At 58.4% G+C, this 21,286-nt stretch carries 19 protein-coding genes; 5 read left to right on the forward strand and 14 right to left on the reverse strand.

Annotated elements, in window-relative coordinates; genetic code table 11:
- Positions 1 to 26: 26 nt before the first annotated feature.
- The 3 genes from scpA (at position 27) to OQ273_RS05080 (ending at position 6,136) form a co-directional block, all read left to right on the forward strand.
- Positions 27 to 2,162 (forward strand): methylmalonyl-CoA mutase, encoded by a 2,136-nt coding sequence (gene scpA / locus OQ273_RS05070; protein WP_267989385.1) that lies wholly within the window; start codon positions 27 to 29, stop codon positions 2,160 to 2,162.
- A 186-nt stretch (positions 2,163 to 2,348) separates the two neighbouring features.
- Positions 2,349 to 4,487 (forward strand): cation:dicarboxylate symporter family transporter, encoded by a 2,139-nt coding sequence (locus tag OQ273_RS05075; RefSeq protein WP_267989386.1) that lies wholly within the window; start codon positions 2,349 to 2,351, stop codon positions 4,485 to 4,487.
- A gap of 80 nt (positions 4,488 to 4,567) precedes the next feature.
- A complete protein-coding gene (locus tag OQ273_RS05080; RefSeq protein ID WP_267989387.1) occupies positions 4,568 to 6,136 on the forward strand; it encodes a DUF427 domain-containing protein in 1,569 nt (522 codons plus the stop codon).
- Between the two features lie 76 nt (positions 6,137 to 6,212).
- Here OQ273_RS05080 and OQ273_RS05085 read toward each other — a convergent pair whose 3' ends face one another.
- The 9 genes from OQ273_RS05085 to OQ273_RS05125 all read right to left on the reverse strand — a co-directional run bounded on the left by OQ273_RS05085 (position 6,213) and on the right by OQ273_RS05125 (position 14,043).
- Positions 6,213 to 6,677: a deoxycytidylate deaminase gene (locus tag OQ273_RS05085; protein WP_267989388.1), complete on the reverse strand. Its 465-nt coding sequence runs from the start codon at positions 6,675 to 6,677 to the stop codon at positions 6,213 to 6,215.
- Position 6,678: 1 nt separating this feature from the next.
- Positions 6,679 to 7,548, reverse strand: coding sequence for a dihydrodipicolinate synthase family protein (locus OQ273_RS05090; RefSeq protein WP_267989389.1), 870 nt, complete (start codon positions 7,546 to 7,548; stop codon positions 6,679 to 6,681).
- Positions 7,548 to 7,910, reverse strand: coding sequence for a 4Fe-4S dicluster domain-containing protein (locus OQ273_RS05095; RefSeq protein ID WP_267989390.1), 363 nt, complete (start codon positions 7,908 to 7,910; stop codon positions 7,548 to 7,550). Before OQ273_RS05095 ends, OQ273_RS05090 begins: the two co-directional genes overlap by 1 nt.
- A gap of 6 nt (positions 7,911 to 7,916) precedes the next feature.
- Positions 7,917 to 8,693 carry an enoyl-CoA hydratase-related protein gene (locus tag OQ273_RS05100; protein WP_267989391.1) on the reverse strand — a complete coding sequence of 259 codons (777 nt, stop codon included), beginning with the start codon at positions 8,691 to 8,693 and terminating at the stop codon, positions 7,917 to 7,919.
- On the reverse strand, positions 8,690 to 9,865 hold the full coding sequence (locus OQ273_RS05105) for a CaiB/BaiF CoA transferase family protein (protein ID WP_267989392.1): 1,176 nt from the start codon (positions 9,863 to 9,865) through the stop codon (positions 8,690 to 8,692). Before OQ273_RS05105 ends, OQ273_RS05100 begins: the two co-directional genes overlap by 4 nt.
- Positions 9,866 to 9,876: 11 nt before the next feature.
- Positions 9,877 to 11,241, reverse strand: a complete 1,365-nt coding sequence (locus OQ273_RS05110) for an FAD-dependent oxidoreductase (RefSeq protein WP_267989393.1) — start codon at positions 11,239 to 11,241, stop codon at positions 9,877 to 9,879.
- 113 nt (positions 11,242 to 11,354) lie between these two features.
- Positions 11,355 to 12,191: an ABC transporter permease gene (locus tag OQ273_RS05115; RefSeq protein WP_267989394.1), complete on the reverse strand. Its 837-nt coding sequence runs from the start codon at positions 12,189 to 12,191 to the stop codon at positions 11,355 to 11,357.
- Entirely contained in the window at positions 12,191 to 12,994 is an 804-nt protein-coding gene (locus OQ273_RS05120) for an ABC transporter ATP-binding protein (protein ID WP_267989395.1), read from the reverse strand. Before OQ273_RS05120 ends, OQ273_RS05115 begins: the two co-directional genes overlap by 1 nt.
- Positions 12,995 to 12,999: 5 nt before the next feature.
- Complete coding sequence (locus OQ273_RS05125) at positions 13,000 to 14,043, reverse strand: ABC transporter substrate-binding protein (protein ID WP_425493338.1); 1,044 nt, start codon at positions 14,041 to 14,043, stop codon at positions 13,000 to 13,002.
- 154 nt (positions 14,044 to 14,197) lie between these two features.
- On the opposite strand from OQ273_RS05125, the gene OQ273_RS05130 reads away from it, so the two are divergent.
- Positions 14,198 to 15,103, forward strand: a complete 906-nt coding sequence (locus OQ273_RS05130) for a LysR family transcriptional regulator (protein ID WP_267989396.1) — start codon at positions 14,198 to 14,200, stop codon at positions 15,101 to 15,103.
- A gap of 6 nt (positions 15,104 to 15,109) precedes the next feature.
- Here OQ273_RS05130 and OQ273_RS05135 read toward each other — a convergent pair whose 3' ends face one another.
- The 3 genes from OQ273_RS05135 to OQ273_RS05145 form a co-directional block, all read right to left on the reverse strand.
- Positions 15,110 to 15,871, reverse strand: coding sequence for an ABC transporter permease (locus tag OQ273_RS05135; RefSeq protein ID WP_267989397.1), 762 nt, complete (start codon positions 15,869 to 15,871; stop codon positions 15,110 to 15,112).
- Positions 15,868 to 16,821 (reverse strand): ABC transporter ATP-binding protein, encoded by a 954-nt coding sequence (locus OQ273_RS05140; protein ID WP_267989398.1) that lies wholly within the window; start codon positions 16,819 to 16,821, stop codon positions 15,868 to 15,870. Before OQ273_RS05140 ends, OQ273_RS05135 begins: the two co-directional genes overlap by 4 nt.
- Before the next feature lie 185 nt (positions 16,822 to 17,006).
- Positions 17,007 to 18,683, reverse strand: coding sequence for a formate--tetrahydrofolate ligase (locus OQ273_RS05145; RefSeq protein ID WP_267989399.1), 1,677 nt, complete (start codon positions 18,681 to 18,683; stop codon positions 17,007 to 17,009).
- Positions 18,684 to 18,834: 151 nt separating this feature from the next.
- Here OQ273_RS05145 and OQ273_RS05150 point away from each other — a divergent pair, with 151 nt between their 5' ends.
- Complete coding sequence (locus OQ273_RS05150; protein WP_267989400.1) at positions 18,835 to 19,815, forward strand: GlxA family transcriptional regulator; 981 nt, start codon at positions 18,835 to 18,837, stop codon at positions 19,813 to 19,815.
- Here the strand turns inward: OQ273_RS05150 and OQ273_RS05155 are convergent.
- Both OQ273_RS05155 and OQ273_RS05160 read right to left on the reverse strand, forming a co-directional pair.
- Entirely contained in the window at positions 19,797 to 20,543 is a 747-nt protein-coding gene (locus OQ273_RS05155; RefSeq protein ID WP_267989401.1) for an SDR family oxidoreductase, read from the reverse strand. The two genes, OQ273_RS05150 and OQ273_RS05155, sit on opposite strands and share 19 nt — an antisense overlap.
- 30 nt (positions 20,544 to 20,573) lie before the next feature.
- Positions 20,574 to 21,272, reverse strand: coding sequence for a cyclic nucleotide-binding domain-containing protein (locus OQ273_RS05160; protein WP_267989402.1), 699 nt, complete (start codon positions 21,270 to 21,272; stop codon positions 20,574 to 20,576).
- Positions 21,273 to 21,286 lie beyond the last annotated feature (14 nt).

The raw sequence follows: 21,286 nt of genomic DNA on the forward strand, positions 1-21,286 counted from the left end.
CAATCCCGCGCCATGAGGATACGATCATGACCGATGCAAACAGAGACTGGCTGGACCTGGCAAGCAAGGAGTTGAAGGGCAGGGACCCGTCGAGCCTGAACTGGGACACGCCCGAAGGCATTACCATAAAGCCGCTCTATGTGGCGGATGATCTTCCCCCTCGGGCAGCGGATGAACTGCCGGGTTTTGCTCCATTTACACGTGGTGTTCGCGCAACGATGTATGCTGGCCGGCCATGGACGGTGCGCCAATATGCCGGCTTTTCGACAGCCGAGGAATCCAACGCATTCTACCGGAAGAACCTTGCAGGCGGGCAGAAGGGGCTCTCCGTGGCCTTTGATCTGGCGACGCACCGGGGCTACGATTCCGATCATCCGCGTGTGGTCGGCGATGTCGGCAAGGCCGGGGTTGCCATCGATTCCGTCGAGGACATGAAAATCCTCTTCGACGGCATACCGCTCGACCAGATGTCGGTCTCCATGACCATGAACGGGGCGGTGATCCCGGTGCTGGCGATGTTCATCGTCGCGGGTGAGGAGCAGGGTGTCGACCGATCAGCGCTCTCCGGCACGATCCAGAATGACATCCTCAAGGAGTTCATGGTCCGCAACACCTATATCTACCCGCCGGAAGCTTCCATGCGGATTGTAGCGGATATAATCGAGTATACGGCCCATGAGATGCCGAAATTCAACTCGATCTCGATCTCCGGCTATCATATGCAGGAGGCCGGATCGACGCTTGCGCAGGAACTGGCCTACACGCTCGCCGACGGGATGGAATATGTCCGTGCGGCAATGGGCAAGGGGCTGGATGTCGATGCCTTTGCCGGCAGACTGTCCTTCTTCTTCTGCATCGGCATGAACTTCTTTATGGAAGCGGCCAAACTGCGCGCCGCGCGTCAGCTCTGGGCGCGCATCATGACCGATTTCGGCGCCAAGTCGGAACGCTCCAAAATGCTGCGGACCCATTGCCAGACATCCGGTGTCTCGCTGACCGAGCAGGACCCTTACAACAACGTCGTGCGCACTGCTTTCGAGGCCATGGCGGCTGTCCTTGGCGGAACGCAATCATTGCACACCAACTCGTTCGATGAGGCCATCGCCTTGCCGACGGAGTTTTCGGCGCGCATCGCCCGCAATACGCAGTTGATCCTGCAGCATGAGACCGGTGTGACCAATGTCGTCGATCCGCTCGGCGGCTCTTACTATGTCGAGGCGCTGACCAGGGAACTGGCTGACGAAGCCTGGCGGATGATCGAAGAGGTTGAAAGCCTTGGCGGCATGACGAAGGCCGTGGAGCAGGGGCTTCCGAAGATGCGGATCGAAGAGGCCGCGGCGCGCCGTCAGGCACGGGTCGACAAGGGCGAGGACGTGATCGTTGGTGTCAACCGCTACCGGCTCGAAGACGAGCCGAAGGTGGATATTCTCGAGATCGACAATGCCAAGGTGCGCGACGCCCAGATCGCGCGGCTCAAGAAAATTCGCGATACGCGGGATCAGAAATCCTGTGAAACAGCGCTGAAGGCGCTGGAGGAGGTGGCTGCGTCCGGTGCCGGGAATCTGCTTGGGGCTGCCGTCGAAGCGGCCAGGGCGCGTGCCAGCCTTGGCGAGATTTCAGATGCGATGGAGCGCGCCTTTCAGCGCCACAAGGCAACCACGAGGGTCATCTCCGGTGTTTATGGCGAGGCTTACAAGGGTGATGCCCAGTATGAGCTGATCCAGAAAAAGATCGCGGACTATCAGGCTGAGCGTCAGCGCGAACCGAAGATCCTGGTGGCAAAGATGGGTCAGGACGGCCATGATCGGGGCGCCAAGGTCATCGCGACGGCGTTTGCGGATATGGGTTTTAACGTGGATTTGTCGGATATGTTCGAAACGCCGCCCGAGGTTGCCTCGCGCGCCATTGCCGGCGATGTCGACGTGATCGGCGTGTCTTCGCTGGCCGCCGGCCATCGCACGCTGGTGCCGGAGTTGATCGGCGAACTGAAGGCGGCCGGCCGGGAGGATATCATCGTCATATGCGGCGGCGTTATTCCCGAACAGGACTACGAATTTCTTCAGGATGCAGGGGTGACCGCGATCTTCGGGCCGGGCTCCAACGTGCTTGACGCAGCCAATGTCGTGCTTGCAGAGGTTGCCGGAATGCGGCGTAATCGGTAGCTGCTTTGCGGGCCGCGGTGTCCGCCTATCGTTGGCAGGCTGACTGCGGTGTGTGAACACATGCCGGGGTAGTGTTGTGAATTCGTTGACGACTTTTCGCTATGATGGAAACCGAATTGTTCGCGGTGGCTGCCTGGGTGGCCAGTCAAGCTAGGCTTGTGATCCGCGCTCGTGGGGAACGGGAATTTGTCCGTCAATCGCCTGCCGTTGTATGTGTTGATCGGTGGTCTGCTCGGCATTCTGATCGGGTTGATCAACCCGTTCCTGACTTCAATATTGGCGCCCATCGGCGACATATATGTACGACTGATGGAAGTGATTGTGCTTCCTTATCTGATTTCGTCACTGGTTCTCGGTCTTGGACAACTGGCCCCGCAGACCGCAATGAACCTCTTTCGCAAAAGCTGGTTGATATACATCGCGCTTTGGGTGATGACGTTCGTCGTTCTGGCGTTCGCTGCCCTGACCGTACCGCTTGTACAGAAATCCGCCATAGTCGACTTTGCGACCACCTTGTCATCCGAACAGCAGTCCGGAACGGCGCTTGTCGACCTGCTGATACCAAACAATTTTTTCGAGGCGCTGAGCAACAATTACATCCCGTCCATTGTGCTGATGGGTCTAATTTTCGGGATCGCGATACAGCACAGTAAAAAACCGACGGAACTGCTTGAAGTTCTTTCAATTATTCAAAAGGCGTGCGTTCGAATCTGGGGCTGGGTGATCCTGATGGCGCCGATGGGGGTATGCGCACTGTTTGCTGGGTCCATCAGCACAATGAGCCCTGAAGGCTTTGCCGCCATGTCCATCTACATCATCGTCATTGTGCTCACGGCATTGCTTGTCGGATTGTGGCTTTTGCCGATGATGTTGTCAGCCTTTGTGCCAATGGGATATCGCGAACTGATGTCCGAGCTCAGACAGGCGATGCTGATTGCAGTTGCGACATCTCTTTCCGTCGCAGCGCTGCCGCTTATCCAGGCGGCAACCTTGAAGATGGTGAAAAAATACCGCGCATCCGACAAGGAGTCCGAGCAGAGCGAAGTCATTCAGACAACCTTGTCGGTCAGCTATCCACTGGCGCAGATCGGCAACTTTTTCATCTTTATCTTCCTGCTTTATGCATCGTCCTATTACTTCATTCCGCTGACCGGCATGCAATTGGCCGAGCTTCCTCTGGTGACGCTTATTTCCGGCTTTGGTGCACCAAGCTCATCCATCGGTGCCGTCACATTTATCGCCGATTGGCTCAAACTTCCGGACGGAACGACCGATCTCTATGTCGAGACGATGGCGATTACGCGTTACTTTCAGGTGGTCGCGTCTGTCAGTGCATTCGCCTTCGTGACAATCCTCGTCACATTCGCATTTTATGGAGGCCTCCGATTTGACCTGCGCCGGTTCGTTCTGACGGTCTTGGTCGCGGCAATTGGCCTTTCCGCCATTCTGGCAGTGGGCCGCATGGGTGGAACGCATATCAAGTTCTACTCTCAGACCAGCTATCTTGCTCAAGGCCTGCCGGCTAACGTGCAGGCCCTTGGCGACGCTAATCTCCCCTCAAACTTCGCGTCTGGCGACGGTGACAGGCAAAATGCGCAAAACGCCAGAGCGGACAACGTGCTTGACCGCGTCCAGTCAAGCGGTGTCTTGCGCGTTGGCGTCAATCCGAATGTCATGCCCTTTGCGTACAAAAACCAGAAGGGCAGGCTGGTTGGCTATGATGTCGAGCTGATGTACCGGTTTGCGCATGATATGAGCGTCGATCTTCAGTTTGTTCCCTATGACTGGCATTCACTCACTGCCGATCTGTCCAGTCATAAGTTCGATATTGCGATAAGCGGCCTCTACATCACGCGCAGCCGTATGGAGTCCTACACCTTCAGCGAGCCCTATTACGAAAACCCGTTGGCCCTGATTGTCCCGACGGTACGGGTCGCCGATTTTGCGTCGCGCGAGAAAATCAATGCTCAGACAAATCTGACGATTGCAGTCTTCGACGATCCGGTGCTCATTGAAACGGCAAAACGCAGCTTTCCAACGGCGACATTCAAAATCCTCGAAAACTATGATGACCTTGAACAGCATCGCGATGTCGATGCGGCGCTTTGGACGCTGGAACAGGCCCGGGCCTGGGCGATTTCTCACGACGGCTATTCGACCGCCGTGCCCAAGAATATCGGAACGCGTTTTTTGTTCGCCTATCTTATGCCCCCCAATGCGGATGGCATTGCCGACTATCTAAACTACTGGATGGGGCTGCAGCAGGAAAATGGTGTGCTGAAGGACATGAACGCTCGCTGGATCGGTCAAAGCCCGGTAGATTGAGTGCCGCCAATGGGGAGGGAACCCTGGTGATTGCCGGCCATGCGATTTGATTTTCCCGAACGGGCAACCATGTTTAGGGCATGACTGCGCATCTGGATACCCAAACACTCGGCTATCGACTGGCGGTGACGCCGCTTTCAGGCAAAACCGTCGCCAAATGCGGCGATGTGGTTCTGGCTGAAAGCGGCGATGCAAGAATGATGCATGAAACGCGTCTGCCGTCCGTTGTTTATTTTCCCCGCAAGGACATCGCGGTCAAGCTTCTGGCGACCAGCGATCACCGCACCTTCTGTCCTTTCAAGGGCACGGCCACCTATTGGGATGTCCAGGTGGGTGACCGTATCTTTGAAAATGCGGCCTGGTGTTACAAGAATGCGTTGCCCGAATCCCGTGACATTGAAGGTTATGTTGGTTTCATGCCGGACATCCTCGATGCGGTCGAGATGGAGGATGACGGCGCGGAAGCGATTGACGATGGCAACATATCCGGGCCGACCATAGATTGGATCATGCGTGAGGCCTGGCTTTGCGGATCGCCGGAGGAACTGACAAAGGCGATTGCCAACAAATTGAATGAAGACGGCATCGCCGTATCGCGTATGAGCGTGTTGATCTGGTCGCTGCACCCGATGATAGCCGGCCGGAACTACGTCTGGACGAAGAAGGACAATCAGGTCGAAACCTATGCGCCGACCTATGACATTCACAAGCATCCCTCATTCGTCAACAGCCCATTGCGGCACGTAACCAACGGTCTGGGTGGCGTGCGGCAGAACCTTTTGAGCGAGGACATCGAATTCAATTTCCCCATCATGGAGGACCTCAAGGCTGAAGGGGCAACGGATTATGTTGCGATGCCACTGCAATTTTCGAACGGGCAGATCAATGTCGTGACGCTGACCTGTGATCACCCGGACGGTTTTACCACCGCCAATCTGGGTCTCGTTTTCGAATGCGCATCGGTCATCAGCCGGCTTTATGAGGTCTTTTCGCTTCGCGACAACGCCTCATCCCTTCTGGAAACCTATCTGGGAAAACGAACCGGCGCCCGGGTCCTCGGCGGGGAAATCCGGCGCGGCGACGGCGACAGGATCGATGCGGCGATCTTGTTTTGTGATCTGCGGGACTCGTCAAGACTGGAAGAGGAGATGGGCCGGGACGATTATCTGGTTCTTCTCAACCGGTTTTTCGAAACCACCACACGCATCATCAACGACAATGGCGGGGAAGTGCTGAAGTTCATCGGTGACGCGGTGCTTGCGATCTTCCCGACCGGCGATGATCCGGAACTGGCGAGCCGTCAGGCCTTGGCTGCGGCGCACGGGATCGACGCTGATATCAACCGAAGCACGGCCATCTCCGACGAAGCGGTGAGATGTGTCGTCGGCCTTGCCTTTGGCAATGTGACCTATGGCAATGTCGGCTCGCAGGAACGGCTTGATTTCACCGTCATCGGCTCCGCGGCCAACGTGGCTGCAAGGCTTGGGGACCTTGGCAAGCGGCTTGGTCATGAGGTCGTCGCCAGCAAGGCCATCGCTGATTGCGACAGCGGTTCTTTAAGGTCTCTCGGCGATTTTGAGCTGCACAATGTTTCGGCTCCGGTTGAGGCCTTTGTGCCAGCGGGTGGCAGGACCGCAAAACCGGTCTGAGTGCGGCCTGCTCGTGAAAGGCGTCGGTACGGGCGATAACGGGTCTGCCTGGACATCCCGTTTCCCGGTCCGGTGATCAATCCTCGGCGTAGGTCTGCACAGCGATGCCGGCTTCCGCAAGCATTGTCTCGGACACATCGAAGCTATGGTCCAGCGCTCCGTCATGGGCGGGCTTTTGCGGGCAGATAACGGACTTGATTCCGCTTTGAATGATGGCTCTTGCGCAGTCTGAACAAGGGAAACGGTTGATATAGATTGTACAGCCGTCAACCGGTGTTCCCACACGCGCGGCGTTGTAGATGGCGTTGCGTTCGGCATGCTCGAACCAGAAGAACTTTTCTCCCGACGCGCGGTCAAAGCGTTCATCATCCTCAGCCTTCACGCCGCGCGGGAGGCCGTTATAGCCGGTGGCGCGGATCTCGCGATCCGGCCCGACGATCACGGCTCCGACGGAGAAATCGCGGTCCTCGGTCCACGAAGCGACGTGGTTGGCAAGATCTCGAAAACGTTTGTCCCAGCGTATGTCTTTTTGCGTTTTCATCTCATGTGACACCGACGATTTTCGACAATGCCCCGAATTGTTCACTTGTCAGTTCCTGAAAAGGTGGAAGGACGCGTTTCCACGTGTCCTCGCCGGTTCGTTTGGCTACGAGCGACTTGACCGAAGGGATCAGCGCTTGCGCGGCTATCGCGCTGCGCAGGCCGGATATCTGTTGCACAAGCGCTGTATCGGGTGCTGAGCGCCCGGCCCACAGGTCCGCGCACAGCGGGGCGGTTTCGTTGACGGTTGCGGAAATACAGCCGGCGAAGCCGCTGGCTGCTGCTTCGCTCAGAGCCACTTCCGAACTCGGAAAGACGTCAAGATCCGGCATGCGGCCGACCAGGTTCCGGCAATAGTCGAGATCTCCCGAAGAATCCTTGATGCCGCAAAAGCGGTGCGGCCAGGCCTGGTGCAGCCGTTCGATGACCGTCGGGGAAATGGTGATGCCGGTCATTTGGGGGAAATTGTAGAAGTAAATCCTGACCTGGCGCTCCCCAAGCGCTTCATGCAGGTTTGCATACCATTGTACCAGCCCATCATCGGATACCGGTTTGTAATAATAGGGAGGGAGCACCAGTGCGACGCCGTATCCGCAGTCGTCCGCGTGGGAGGTCAGGTCTATAGTTTCGGCCAGCGATGGTGTTCCGGTCCCGACCATCAAAGATGCAGTATCGACATCAGAGGCTGCCCACGACATGACCGACTTGCGTGCGGGCGTTGCAAAGGAGTTGGCTTCACCTGTGGAGCCGAGAATGTTCAGGCCGTCGCAACCATTGTCCAGCGCCCAGCGGCAATGTTCCACAAAGAGGTCCCGCACAGGTTCTCCGGATGGTGAGATCGGCGTTGGGACTGCGGCAATGACACCTTGCATTATTTTCTGCTTTCCTTGTTCTGCTCTTCGGCGAGCGGATTTGGCGGTGCCGCCGCAACAAGCGGATGATCCCGATCGGCGGGCATTGAGGACGACCAGCCGCCGGGGCTTCCAAGACCCGTGACCGCGTCTTCAAAATACTCGCGATTGACGTCGATGAAAACGGCGTCCTTCTGCTCTACTTCATCATCCCAGCGTATGGCGTCGACAGGGCAGACACTTTCGCAAAGCCCGCACTCGATACATTCCACCGGGTGGATGTAATACATGCGCGCCCCTTCGTAGATACAGTCAACCGGGCAGACCGCAGTGCATTCGCCATCCTTCACATCGATGCATTCGCTCTTGATGATCAGCGTCATAGAGACCTAACGCCCTTTCCACTCAGGCGGGCGCTTTTCCCTGAAGGCTGTAACGCCTTCATCTGCATCTTCGCTGGTCAGCGCTGCCACAAGCTCCGGCAGCCGTGCGGCGTAGGCCTCGTGCTGCGTCAGATGACCTGTCTTGCGTATCGTTGCCTTTATCGCCGAGACGGACAATGGCGCGCAGGCGAGGATGTCGGCCACCCAGCGATCGACCTCTGTGTCGAGCTCATCCGCCGCAACAACGGCATTCACAAGGCCGTATTTTGCTGCCTCGTCCGCTGGCATCATGCGGCCCGTCATCATCAGGCCTGTCGCAATCTTCTCCGGAATCAGCCTTTGCAGCATGATCATGCCGCCATCGAGCGGCACCCTGCCAACCTTTGCCTCAGGCAGACCGAAACGCGCCGTTTCCGATGCGATGACAATATCGCAGCCGAGGACCATTTCCATGCCGCCGCCGAGCGCCAATCCGTTTACGCGGGCGATCACGGGAACCTTGAGGTTCTTGCGCATCGATATGCCGCCAAACCCATTGGGATTGCGTTCCGCCCAGTATTCCAAGCCGGATTTGCCGGCGTCGGATTTCAGATCGGCTCCGGCGCAAAAGGCACGATCGCCGCTTCCGGTCAGAACGACACACCGTACCGAACTGTCAGCCTCGATACGGCTCCAGGCCGCTTCCATGGCCTCTTCGGTTGGCAGATCGACCGCGTTCATGCGGTCCGGCCTGTCGATCGTGATCCTGGCGACACCGCCTTCCTGTGTGAATGTGACGCTCATATCGCCATCTTGTCCGTGGCTGGTGAAGCCAGCCCGAATTCCTGCATCACCTCCGCCGTGTGTTCGCCGAGTTTCGGCGGTGTGTACCGGACTTTCAGCGGCGCCTTTTCCAGATGCACGGGCGATCCGACAAGCGTCATCGCGCCGAGCACCGGGTGGTCGATGTCGACCAGCATGTCGTTGATTGTCGTCTGGGGATCGTCGAGCGCCTCTCCGAGCGGGCGAACCGGTGCGCACAGAAGGTCCTGTTCCTCAAGCCGTCCAAGCCAGTGGGCCGTTGTATTGGTCGCAAAATGGCTGCGGAACAGATCCTGAAGGACCTGCTTGTGTTTGCGCTGTGTGGCAAGGTCCGGATATTGCGGCGAGATATCCTCAATGCCAAGCGCCGTGCAGATATCGCGCAGCGGATTGGCCTTGAACGCGCCAACGAGCACGATCGCGCCGTCGGTCGTGTCGAAGACACCCGTAAGGGGCATTGCGGCCCAGTTCAGCACCTCCCGGTGTTTGCTCCATTGGGCCGCTTCCTGCATCTGCATGGCAATCATGGAATCGTAGAGCGACACGCCGACCTTCTGGCCGGTGCCGGTCTTCTCGCGCATCAAAAGCGCGGCCATGACCCCTTGGACGAGGTGCATTCCGGCGGTGTAATCGCACAGTGTCGTCGGATAGATGCTGCGCGGTATCGACGGGTCGGATGTCTTTTCCATCACGCCGCTCATGGCTTGGGCGAGCACATCCTGGCCACCCTTGTGTGCATAGGGGCCTATTTCTCCAAATCCCGTGCCCGATGCGCAGATGATGCGGGGATTGATCTTGCTGAGCGCCTCGTAACCGAAGCCCAAGCGATCCATGACACCGGCGCGGAAATTGTCGACAACCACGTCACTGACCTTGACCAGCTCGTGGACCGCCCTTTTGCCTTCCTCGGACTTGGTGTCGATTTCGACCGACCGTTTGTTGCGATTGAGCGACGAGAAAACCGCATTGTTCATTGCTTCTTCGGATGTCTCGCCGAAGAAATTGCGGGACAGGTCGCCGGAACCGGGACGCTCGACCTTGATCACGTCCGCGCCGAAATCGGCAAGCATCTGGGTCGCGCATGGTCCGAGCATGACTTGCGTGAAGTCGAGGATCCGGATGCCGCTGAGGGGCATTGTGTCGTTGTCTGTCATCGCCTGTTTCCTCATACCGCGACGGGGTCTTCGATCAGCGCATTGGGCGATGGAATATCGCCCGGGTCCGCGCCCTGCGCCCGCATCTGTTTCTGGATGCGTTTCGGATCGACGTCGCGCAGTGCCGTGTTGCCTGATAGTGCCAGCGACACGGCAACGCCCGCAGCTTCCCCTTGCGCCATGCATGGCGGGATTTCGCGCGAAAGCTTCTGCGCATCGCTGTCGACGGAATAGTGACGTCCGGCGACAATCATATTGTCGATGCCGACCGGCAAGAGCGCGCGGTAGGGCGTGTAGTAGTCGCGGCCCCGGCAGACGCTGTCTGCGAAATATCTGCGGCTCGCGACGTCCTTCTTGGTGACCACATATTCGCCCTTGAGCAGGCGGGTCTGCCTGATGCCGAGCTGTTCGGCGGCGCCCAGCATCTTGGCGTTTTCAAAGCCGGGAATGTTCTCGCGGGCAAAATGAAGAAGGTTCATCATGCGTTCGCGCCCCTCGACCTCGGCTCCCAGCATGTCTTCGGGAGAAAGCCCGTCATACCCCGGCATGTGCGGGCAGTTACACCACACGACGCCGGGCAGGGGTGTCTTCAGCCACCACATGCCCCAGGCCCCGCCGATCCTTCTGCGCGCCTCGCGGTCGAGTTTTTTGTAGGCCTCCGGTTCGCTGTACTCGAAGGCTTCGGCGCGGTCGGTGTCGACATCCATGAGCCGGAAGACGGTGGTGACGATGTACTGGCCCATGATGAAATCGGCGCCGGCAGAGGAGGCGACATCGAGATCGCCGGAGGCGTCAATGACTATATCTGCCTTGATGGCCTGACGGCCGAGTTTCGTCTGGACAATGATGCCGGTGACACGGCCGTCCTCGACAAGCGCTTCGGAGAACCAGCTGTGCAGGCGCAGATTGACGCCCGCTTCCTGCACCAGGTCAAGGCTCACCCGCTTCCAGCAGTCGGGATCGAAGGCGACAGCGTGGATGATCGGCTGCGGCATGCCGGTCTTGTGGAAGTCGATGCAGCCCCAGCGCGACCATTTCTGCCACATCTCCCAATTGGTCAGGCAGTCCTCGCGCGGCGGATAGACAGCGCCGTCCTGCTGCTCCATGCGGTCGACAAACTCATTGACGATGCCAGTGGTGACGATCTCGTTGCCTTCATTGACCATGTCGTCGAGTACTAGGACCATGCCGCCTGAGGCCATGCCGCCGAGGTGGTGGTATCGCTCGACCAGCGTCACCGAACAGCCGTTGCGAGCCGCTGAGACTGCGGCTGCGACGCCGGCCGGACCGGCGCCGATGACGACCACGTCCGAGACGGCGACAACCGGGACTTGCTGACTTGATGACAGGATGAATTCTTTTGCCTGTTCAGACATTTATCTGTCTCCTTGGGGTGCAGCCAGCTTGCCGGGTGGCAATTCGGTTGCAATTAAATTTATAATTTTCAGTGCCTTATGCGGTCATGTGACGATATCGATTCAGGTGTTTCCTAAGTGTGCCAGCGGATTATTCTTCGTTCCGCGATCGATACGATTGCGAACAACAGAACCGAAAGGCCGGAAGACATGAAAACCGTCGCGTAAAGCATGGGCGACCGGTAGTTGTACATGGACTCCAGGATCAGAGCGCCCAGACCCAGGTCCGCGCCGATCCACTCGCCGACGATGGCGCCGATCACGCAGGTCGTCGCAGCGATCTTCAATGCGGAAAACAGATACGGAAGCGAGGAAGGCAGGCGGATTTTCCAGAAGATCTCGGATTTTGAGGCCGACAGGATACGTGCCAGTTCCATCGTTTGCGGACTGACTGACTGCAGACCCCGGACCATGTTGACGAGAGTAGGGAAAAAGCAGATCAGGGCTGCAATCACCACCTTGGTCGTCATGCCGAGGCCGAAGATCAGGGCGAGGATTGGCGCGATCGCCAGGATGGGAATGGTGTTGATGAACACGGCGATCGGAAAAAATGCCTTCTCGACGGTTTTCGAGTGCACAAAGGCGATCGCAATCAAAACGGCCGCGAGGTTTCCGGCGAAAAACCCCAGCGACGCCTCAAAAAGCGTCGGCCAGAAATTCGCCAGTAAAACAGGGAATTCGTTGACCAGCTTGTCGGCAACTTCGCTGGGTGCCGGAGCGATATAGGTCGGCACGCCGAACAAGCGCACGCCTAACTGCCAGATGAGCAACAGGCCGATAACGGTTGCGATCGGTATGGCCACGGCTTCGAACTTGCGGCGCCGTTCGAACCGGCGCTCTTCCTCAAGTGCCGCCAGTTTGGCTTCGTCGGTTTCGATGCTACCGGGATTTGCCTTGTCCACCATGGTCATCAGCACGTCTCCAGAAGCTCACGCAGATGCGCCGCGTAGCGGGTAAATTCGGGTGTGTCGCGCAGTTTGATCTCGCGCGGATAGGGCAGATCGATCTCGACCACTTCGCGCAGCCTTCCGGGGTGAGAGGCCAGCATCAGCACTTTCTGCCCCAGAAACACGGCCTCGGGAATTGAGTGGGTGACAAACAGGATCGTGACGCCCGTTTCCCGCCAGATGTTCAGCAGTTGCAGATTGAGGTGGTCGCGGGTCATCTCATCGAGCGCACCGAAAGGCTCGTCCATGAGGAGAAGCTTCGGTTTGCAGACAAGTGCTCTTGCAATGGCGACACGCTGGCGCATGCCGCCGGAGAGTTCATGGGGCAGGGCGTCTTCGCGGCCGGACAGGCCAACCAGTTCCAGAAGTTCCGACGGGTTCTTTTCACTGATCGGGATATTGACGCCGCGTTTGCGGCCCATTTCCAGCGGCAACTGGACGTTCTCAATGGCGGTGCGCCATGGCAACAGCGTTGCGTCCTGGAACACGAACGCAAATTCGCGTGCCAGCCGCGCCTCTTCGGTCGATTTTCCAAAGATGCTGACTTCACCGGTGGCAGCCGGAATGAGATCCGACACAAGGCGCAGCATTGTTGATTTGCCGCAGCCGGATGGGCCGAGAATCGTGTAGAAGGCGCCGTCTTCGATATCGAGGGTGAGGTTCTCGATTGCGGTGAAGGAACCGAACCGCACAGAGGCGTTCCTCAGGGATGCGGCAACCGGGGGAGACCCGGCTGCCGCTGCCTGGACTGTTGCTCCAGAAGGCATGTTGCTTATCCGTATTTAGGCCGATCTGCGGCGGTTGCCTCGAGGATCGACAGAGTCATCATGTCGTCGACCTTTGGCGGGTCGCCATCAAACTGATCGAGCGCGGCATAGGCGTCAATCTGCGCCTGCCAGTTTTCGCGGGTCATGGTGCCCCAGCCGCCCTTTGCCGTCACGGCGTTGAACGAATAGCCGTCGACCAGGGGCACAGCCTTGAGTTCGCTTTCAAGATCAAGATTCGGATAGCGTTCGACGAGGAACTCGCAGGCCTGTTCCTGGTTCTCATGGACCCAGCCCCAGCCTTTTGCGCTGACGCGGATCATGGCTTCGACCTTGTCCTTGTGCTCGGCCAGCGTCTCGTCGGTCACGTAGTAGGGGTTGGCATAGAGCTGGATGCCGGCATCCCAGAGGCTCAAGTCGACGCGCTTGTCGCCGAGAACGGAAAGCGCGTTTACATTGGTTGTCCAGCCGGTGACGACATCCGCCTGACCGGTCATCAGCACGGCCATGTCGCTGCCGCTGGTCAGGACTTCCACATCGTCTTCGCTGATGTCGTTTTGGGCAAGCAGCGCGCGAAGCAAAATGCGGGCCGTCCCTTGTGTGGCGACCTTTTTGCCGATCAAGTCCTTCGGCGTTTTGACCGGGTTATCGGTCAGGGAGAAATAAGTGAAGGGATGCTGCTGATAGCCGGCGGCGACGCATTTGATCGGAATGCCGGCAGCGCGCGCCAGCATCAGCGACGGGCTGGAGGAAATCGAACCGAGATTGGCGCGGCCGGAAGCAACGGACGCGACACCGTCGATGTTGGGGCCGCCTGGAACGATCTCGAGGCTGAGGCCCTCATCCTTGTAGTAACCCAGCTTGTCGGCAGCCACTTCGCCGAGAATGCCATTTGACGCCAGCCAGCCAAGCTGCATGGTGACCTTGAACTCATCTGCCGCGGCGGCCTTGTTAATGCTCACCATTGCGCCGGTGAAAGCTGCTCCCGCGGCGACGCCCATGCCCTTGAGGAGCGTGCGCCTTTGAATGTTTGTGTTCGCCTTGATTGTCATTGAAGTCTCCAATTTTGGGCTCTTTGGCGACCGGCAGACCTGTGCGGCCGGCCGCATTCCTCCCGGCTTGACTCTAAACGCGATTTGGGTGAGGCAAGAAGAAGCGATTTGAGCCAACAGTGGTGCAAAAAATGCATCACATAGGGGGAATACCATGCACACGGTGTTTTTGCGCTATCTGGACGAGGTGGCACGGCAGGGCTCGATCCGCAAAGCGGCAAACATTTTGAATGTGTCTTCCACATCGGTGAACCGGAAGATCATCAATATCGAGGAGGCGCTGGGCGTGCGACTGTTCGACCGTTCGCCCGAGGGGGTCGAAATTACACCGGCCGGAAAGATCGTTCTCGAGCACTGCCGCAAGACGCTCTACGACTTCGACCGCGTGAAGGCGGTTATTGACGACATCCGCGATCTGCGCACCGGGCATTTGAACATCCAAACGCTTGATTCCGTCACATTCGGTATTCTGCCGCCGGTGCTTGAGGAGTTCGGCAACAAATATCCCGGCATCTCCCTGTCGATCACCACCGAACAGCCCGAGGCTATTGTCCAGTCCGTGATATCGGGCGAGACGGATATCGGCATCAGCTTCAGCAATGATATTCACCCCGATGCCCGCGTTTTCGCCGAGCGGGCGGCGCCCTTCGGTCTGATCATGCGCCCCGACCATCCGCTGGCGGAGCGCAGCAGCGTGACCGTTGACGAGGTTTCCGCCTATCCGCTGGTGCGCACGATCGATGCGCGGGCCGGCCATTCGCTGCTCGATCAGGAGATGACATCGCTGTCTGTGCATCTGTCGACCCACATCTTCACCAATGCGCTGGTCACCGCAAAACAGGCGATCCTGTCCAATCAGGTCGTCGGCATCTACACCAAAATCGGTTTCCTGCAGGAGATCGAGCGCGGCGAGCTCAACTTCGCAAAGCTCTCACACAAGGCGCTTGGCGAATACAAGATTGGTCTGGTCGTGTCGGCGGCTGCTTCTATCAACCCGATCAAGCACCTGTTTTTGAGTGTGGCCGAGCGTCACCTCAAGACGCTTAAATTCGACGCCTGATGTGCTCTAGTTCCTTATGCGGTAGCCGGTCTTGAATATCCACATGATGGTGCCGAGACAGATGGCCAGAAACAGCGCGACCATCGTAAGGCTCAAACCCACGCTGACATCGCCGGCACCAAAGAAGCTCCAGCGGAAACCGGAGATCAGATAGACGACCGGGTTGAAAAGGGTGATCTTCTGCCAGAGCGGCGGCAGCATCGCGATGGAATAGAAACTTCCGCCAAGGAATACCAATGGCGTGATGACCAGCAGCGGAACGAGCTGAAGCTGCTCGAAGTTCTTGGCCCAGATGCCGATGATGAAGCCGAACAGGCTGAAAGATACGCAGGTCAGCACAAGAAAGCCGAGCATCCAGAACGGATGATCGATCCGCAGCGGCACAAAGAGATTGGCCGTCAGCAGGATGATCAGGCCGATAATGAAGGATTTGGTCGCGGCCGCGCCGACATAGCCGGTGACGATTTCAAGGCTCGATATCGGAGCCGACAGGATTTCCTGAATGGTGCCGATAAAGCGCGGGAAATAAATCCCGAAGGATGCGTTGGACACACTCTGCGTCAGGACGGTCAGCATGATGAGACCGGGCACGATGAAGGTGCCGTAGCTTACCCCCTCGACCTCAGCAAAACGCGAGCCGATCGCCGCGCCGAAGACAACGAAATAAAGCGATGTCGACAGAACGGGCGATACAACACTCTGCAGCAGGGTCCGAAAGGTGCGTGACATTTCGAACATGTAGATCGCTTTGACGGCATGAATGTTCATGTGCGGCCCTTGATCAGATCAACAAAGATTTCTTCCAGCGAGCTTTGATGTGTCCGTACGTCGCGCAGAACGAGACCTGCGGCCTTCAGATCGCCAAAGAGTGAAGTGATGCCGGTGCGTCCGCCGGCCGGATCATAGGTATATATGAGCGCGTCGCCACTGGTGTCGATCTCCAGGCCGTAGGACGACAGGGCGTCCGGGATCACGTCGAGCTTATCGTCCAGTTCGATGCGGATCTGTTTTGTCCCAAGCCTCTGCATCAGTTCGGATTTTTCCTCCACCAGCAGCAGCTTGCCCTTGTCGATGATGCCCACGCGATCAGCGATCGCCTCGGCTTCCTCGATATAATGAGTTGTCAGGATAATGGTGACACCATCGGCTTTCAGGGCGCGGACGATGTCCCACATATCCTTGCGCAGCTCTACGTCGACACCGGCGGTGGGTTCGTCAAGGAACAGCACGCGTGGCTCGTGCGACAGGGCCTTGGCGATAAGCACCCGCCGCTTCATGCCGCCCGACAGCGTGACGATCTGGTCCTTGCGTTTGTCCCAAAGGGATAGCCGCCGCAGCACATTCTCGATATAGCCAGGGTCTTTCGGCTTTCCGAAGAGGCCGCGCGAGAATGAGACCGTGTTGTTGACCGTCTCGAAGGGTTCGAGATTTACCTCCTGTGGCACCAGTCCGATGAGGCCCCGGCTTTGGCGGTAATCTTCAACGACATCATAGCCGCCGACGCGCACTGAACCGCCGCTGGCGTTCACGATGCCGCAGATGATCGATATCAGCGTTGTCTTGCCCGCTCCGTTGGGGCCGAGAAGGGCGAGAATTTCACCCTGCTTTATGTCGAGGGAGACGGTTTCCAGCGCCTTGAAACCGCCGTCATAGGTCTTGGAGATTCCGTCGATGGAACAAATGATCCCGGTGTCAGAACCCGGTGGGTTATCTGTCATGGAATCATGTTTAAGCGGGATTGTATTCATCCGGTGCGCGGCCTTGCGTTCGAGTCACGCGGGACTTTATTTCAAATTCCGGTTATTTGAAACGGCAAGAAAAAGCGCCGCCCGGTTTTCGGTCCGGACGGCGCTTTTTGTGGCATACGCTTGCGCTATTGCCGCAAGCTATTGGCGATCAATGGTTAGAAGAGACCCTCGATATGTCCCTCTTCATTGAGCCGGATAGCCTCGGCGGACGGCGTGCGGGGCAGGCCGGGCATCGTCATGATCTGGCCGCAGATCACCACGATGAACCCGGCACCGGCGGACAGGCGCACTTCGCGAACCGGCACGCTGTGGCCGGTGGGCGCGCCGCGCAGGTTGGGATCGGTCGAGAAGGAATACTGTGTCTTGGCCATGCAGACGGGCAGATGGCCGAAGCCGGCTTCTTCCCACTGGCGCAACTGGTCGCGGATTTTCTTGTCGGCGAGCACCTCGTCAGCCCGGTAGATGCGCTTGGCAATGGTTTCGATTTTTTCGAACAGGCTCATTTCGTCGGGATAGAGCGTTGAGAACTGCGCCATACCGCTCTCCGCAATCTCGGAGATGCGGGTTGCAAGGTCCGTGATCCCGGCCGAGCCATCCGCCCAGTGCTTGCACAGGATCGCTTCGGATCCAAGGCTGGCCACGTACTCCTTGACGGCTTCGACTTCAGCGTCCGTGTCTGTCACGAAGTGATTTATGGCCACGACCGCGGGAACGCCGAAGGATTTGACGTTCTCGATATGGCGCCCAAGGTTGGCGCAGCCGCGCTGAACGGCTTCCACGTCTTCGGCGCCAAGGTCTTCCTTCTTGACGCCACCATTCATCTTCATGGCCCGCACCGTGGCAACGATGACGACGGCATCCGGCGAAATGCCGGCCTTGCGGCACTTGATGTTCATGAATTTCTCGGCGCCGAGATCGGCTCCAAAACCTGCTTCGGTAACGACATAGTCGGCGACCTTGAGAGCCGTCTTTGTGGCAACGACCGAGTTGCAGCCGTGGGCAATATTGGCGAAGGGGCCGCCGTGCACGAAGGCAGGATTGTTTTCCAGCGTCTGGACAAGGTTCGGCTGCATGGCGTCCTTGAGCAGCACGGCCATTGCCCCATCGGCCTTGATGTCGCGGCAATAGACAGGCGAGCGATCACGGCGGTAGCCGATGATGATATCGCCCAGCCGTTTCTCAAGATCCGCAAGGTCGTTCGACAGGCACAGGATCGCCATGACTTCGGAGGCTACTGTGATGTCGAAGCCGCCTTCACGCGGAAAACCGTTGGCGACACCGCCGAGCGAACAGACGATTTCGCGCAGGGCCCGGTCGTTCATGTCCATGACACGTCGCCAGCTCACGCGGCGAATGTCGATGTCGAGTGCGTTGCCCCAATAGATGTGGTTGTCGATCATCGCAGACAGCAGATTGTGGGCGGAGGTGATGGCGTGGAAATCGCCGGTAAAGTGAAGGTTCATGTCCTCCATCGGTACGACCTGCGCATAACCGCCGCCGGCTGCGCCGCCCTTCATGCCGAAGCAGGGGCCAAGCGAGGCTTCGCGGATGCAGATCGCCGCTTTCTTGCCGATACGGTTAAGGCCGTCGCCAAGGCCGACCGTGGTCGTGGTTTTGCCTTCGCCTGCCGGTGTCGGGTTGATTGCGGTCACCAGGATCAGTTTGCCGTCCGGCCGGTCCGCGACGCTTGAGATGAAATCGGCTGAAACCTTTGCCTTGTCATGCCCGTAGGGCAGCAGGCTTTCTGACGGGATAGCGAGCTTGGCGCCGATCTCTTGGATGGGCTGTTTGTTTGCTGCGCGAGCGATTTCGATGTCGGATTTGTGGGCCATAAGGGTCTCCCGTCCTGATTGGCGATGAATGCTGCGTCCTGTTTGCCGGATTTGCTGCGTATTGCCGCTCTGCTTCCTCCGGTTTCGTTGCGCATCTTTGAAGTCATTCGCACCAATTGACTTTCTGAAAAACGTCGTGTTTTTTCGATAAATGGACATTCTTGCTGCGACAAATATACCCTTCAGGGTCGGCTTTCTTCTGGTCGACGGTTTTGCGCTGATGTCCTATTCCGCTGCGGTCGAGCCGCTGCGGGCTGCCAACAGGCTGGCCGGGCAGGATGTCTACGAGATATCGCAATTGCCGGTCGTCGGCGCGCAATCGGTCAGTTCGAGCGGGGCAATCGTCAAGGCAACAACCCATCTTGGCGAACGCGTCGATTTCGATCTGATTATCGTTGTTGCCGGGAGCGGTCCCGAGCGGTTTTCTAACGAGCGGGTTTTTCAGTGGCTCAGGCACCTGGCGCGCAGGGGTGTCATTATGGGCGGCGTTTCCGGCGGACCGGTGATCCTGGCAAGGTCTGGAATCATGGGCGGCCGCCGTATGACGGTGCACTGGGAACATGCGGAGGCGGTTAGCGAGTTCTCGCCGTCGCTGCTTCTGGAACGCAGTATTTACGTCATTGACCGGGACCGGCTGACCTGTGCGGGAGGCATGGCGGCGCTCGACATGATGCATGCGCTGATTACCGCCCACCACGGGCCCGAATTCGCCAGGCGTGTCAGCGACTGGTTCGTGCATACCGAGATCCGCCCGGCGGGCGGGCCTCAACGCTCGGGCGCTGTCGAACGATACGGAACGACCAATCGACCGATCCTTCAGGCGATCGAACTGATGGAGGATCACATTGCCGATCCACTGGCGCTTGATCAGATCGCACGGCTTTCCGGGCTCGGGTCCCGTCAGCTCAACCGGTTGTTTCACGACAAGCTGGGTCGCAGCACGATGGGGTTTTACCGTGACCTGCGACTCGACAAGGCCGACGCGCTGCTGGCGCAATCGTCGTTGAGCATTACGCAGGTCGCGCTTGCTGCCGGCTTTGCCACCTCAGCGCATTTTTCAGACAGCTACCGGCGCAGGTTCGGCCGCTCGCCGTCGCAGCGCAGGACCTGCGGTCAACCGCGCCCGATATAGGGCATAGTCGTTGCCATGACGGTCATGAACTGGACGTTTGCGTCCAGCGGCAGCTCCGCCATGTGAAGAACCGATGAAGCCACGTGCACCACATCCATCGTTGCTTCCGGGCTGATCGATCCATCGGCCTGGGGAACGCCTGTCGTCATGGGCATGGCCATGTCCGTCAATGCATTGCCGATATCGATTTGTCCGCAGGCAATGTTGAACGGCCTGCCATCCAGCGACAGAGTGCGGGTCAGGCCGGTCACGGCGTGTTTCGTAGATGTATAGGGCGCCGAGCCGGGGCGCGGGACATAGGAGGATACGGAGCCGTTGTTGATGATGCGGCCGCCCTGCGGCGATTGGCTTCGCATGATGCGGAATGCCTGCCTTGCGCACAGGAACGTGCCGGTCAGATTGACGTTGACGACTGCCAGCCAGTCCTCGACGCTTGTCTCGTCAATTGTGCGCGGGGGCGTGCCCATTCCGGCGTTGTTGAAGAGCACGTCGATCCTGCCCCAGCTCTCAAAGGCTTTTGAGAAGATGTCTTCGACTTGCCCGGGGTCGGTGACGTCACCGGGAAGCAGCAGAGCGTCCGGATGGCCGTCCGCCGTCTCTTGCAGGGGTGCGATGCGCCGGCCGATGAGGCCGACCCGGTAGCCGTGATCAAGGAATGCGCGAGCACAACTCCTTCCAATGCCGGAACCGGCGCCGGTAATTATGATCGCCTTCCTGGTTTCATCCATTGCGGCGGATCCTTTCAGATTGGAGTTGCTTCAGGTCAGGCGGTCGTCGATGAGCGGATTGGGTTTTGCCAGTGTCTCAAGAGAGGAGATGTCTTCAAGGCTGATCCTGTTGCCGTGGACGATCACACCATAAGGTTTCAAGGTGTTGAATGCGCGCGAGAGGTTTTCCGGTGTCATGCCGAGCAGAGACGCGAGCGTGCGTTTGTCATGGGGCAGTTCGATCGCGCCGTTCTCGCCCTGGTCAATGTTGTAACGCAAAAGCCGGTTGGCAAGGCGCTCAACGGCCGTGCGAAGCTTCAGATCCTTGTGTTCCTTGACGACGACGCGATAGCAGCTTGCAAGTTCAATGACGATGGCGCGCGCAAAGGCTTCGTCGTTCTGGAACGCGTCACGAATATTCTCCGAGGGAACCATCAGCAGTTTGCAGCGTTGGCATGTCCTGGCGGACATTAGATAGACTGCATCCTTCAGGACAGCGGCGAGGATGAATGTGCCCACCGGGCGCACCATTCCCATGGTTGATTCCCGCCCGTTGGTCCGGGCAAAAAGCTCCACGCAGCCTTCAATCACAATATAGAGAAAATCGGCCGGATCGCCTTCGGTGATCAGCTCGAGCTGAGCGGGGAACGTCTGCAAATAGGCGGCCTGCATCAGCTTCTCGAAATTCGAATCGCTCATACTTTCGAAAAGTTCCAGCGATCTCACCTGTGGCAGGTCGGACGGGCGCACCGATCAATCCTTTA

This window comes from Hoeflea prorocentri (genome assembly GCF_027944115.1).
GTDB classification, from domain to species: domain Bacteria; phylum Pseudomonadota; class Alphaproteobacteria; order Rhizobiales; family Rhizobiaceae; genus Hoeflea_A; species Hoeflea_A prorocentri.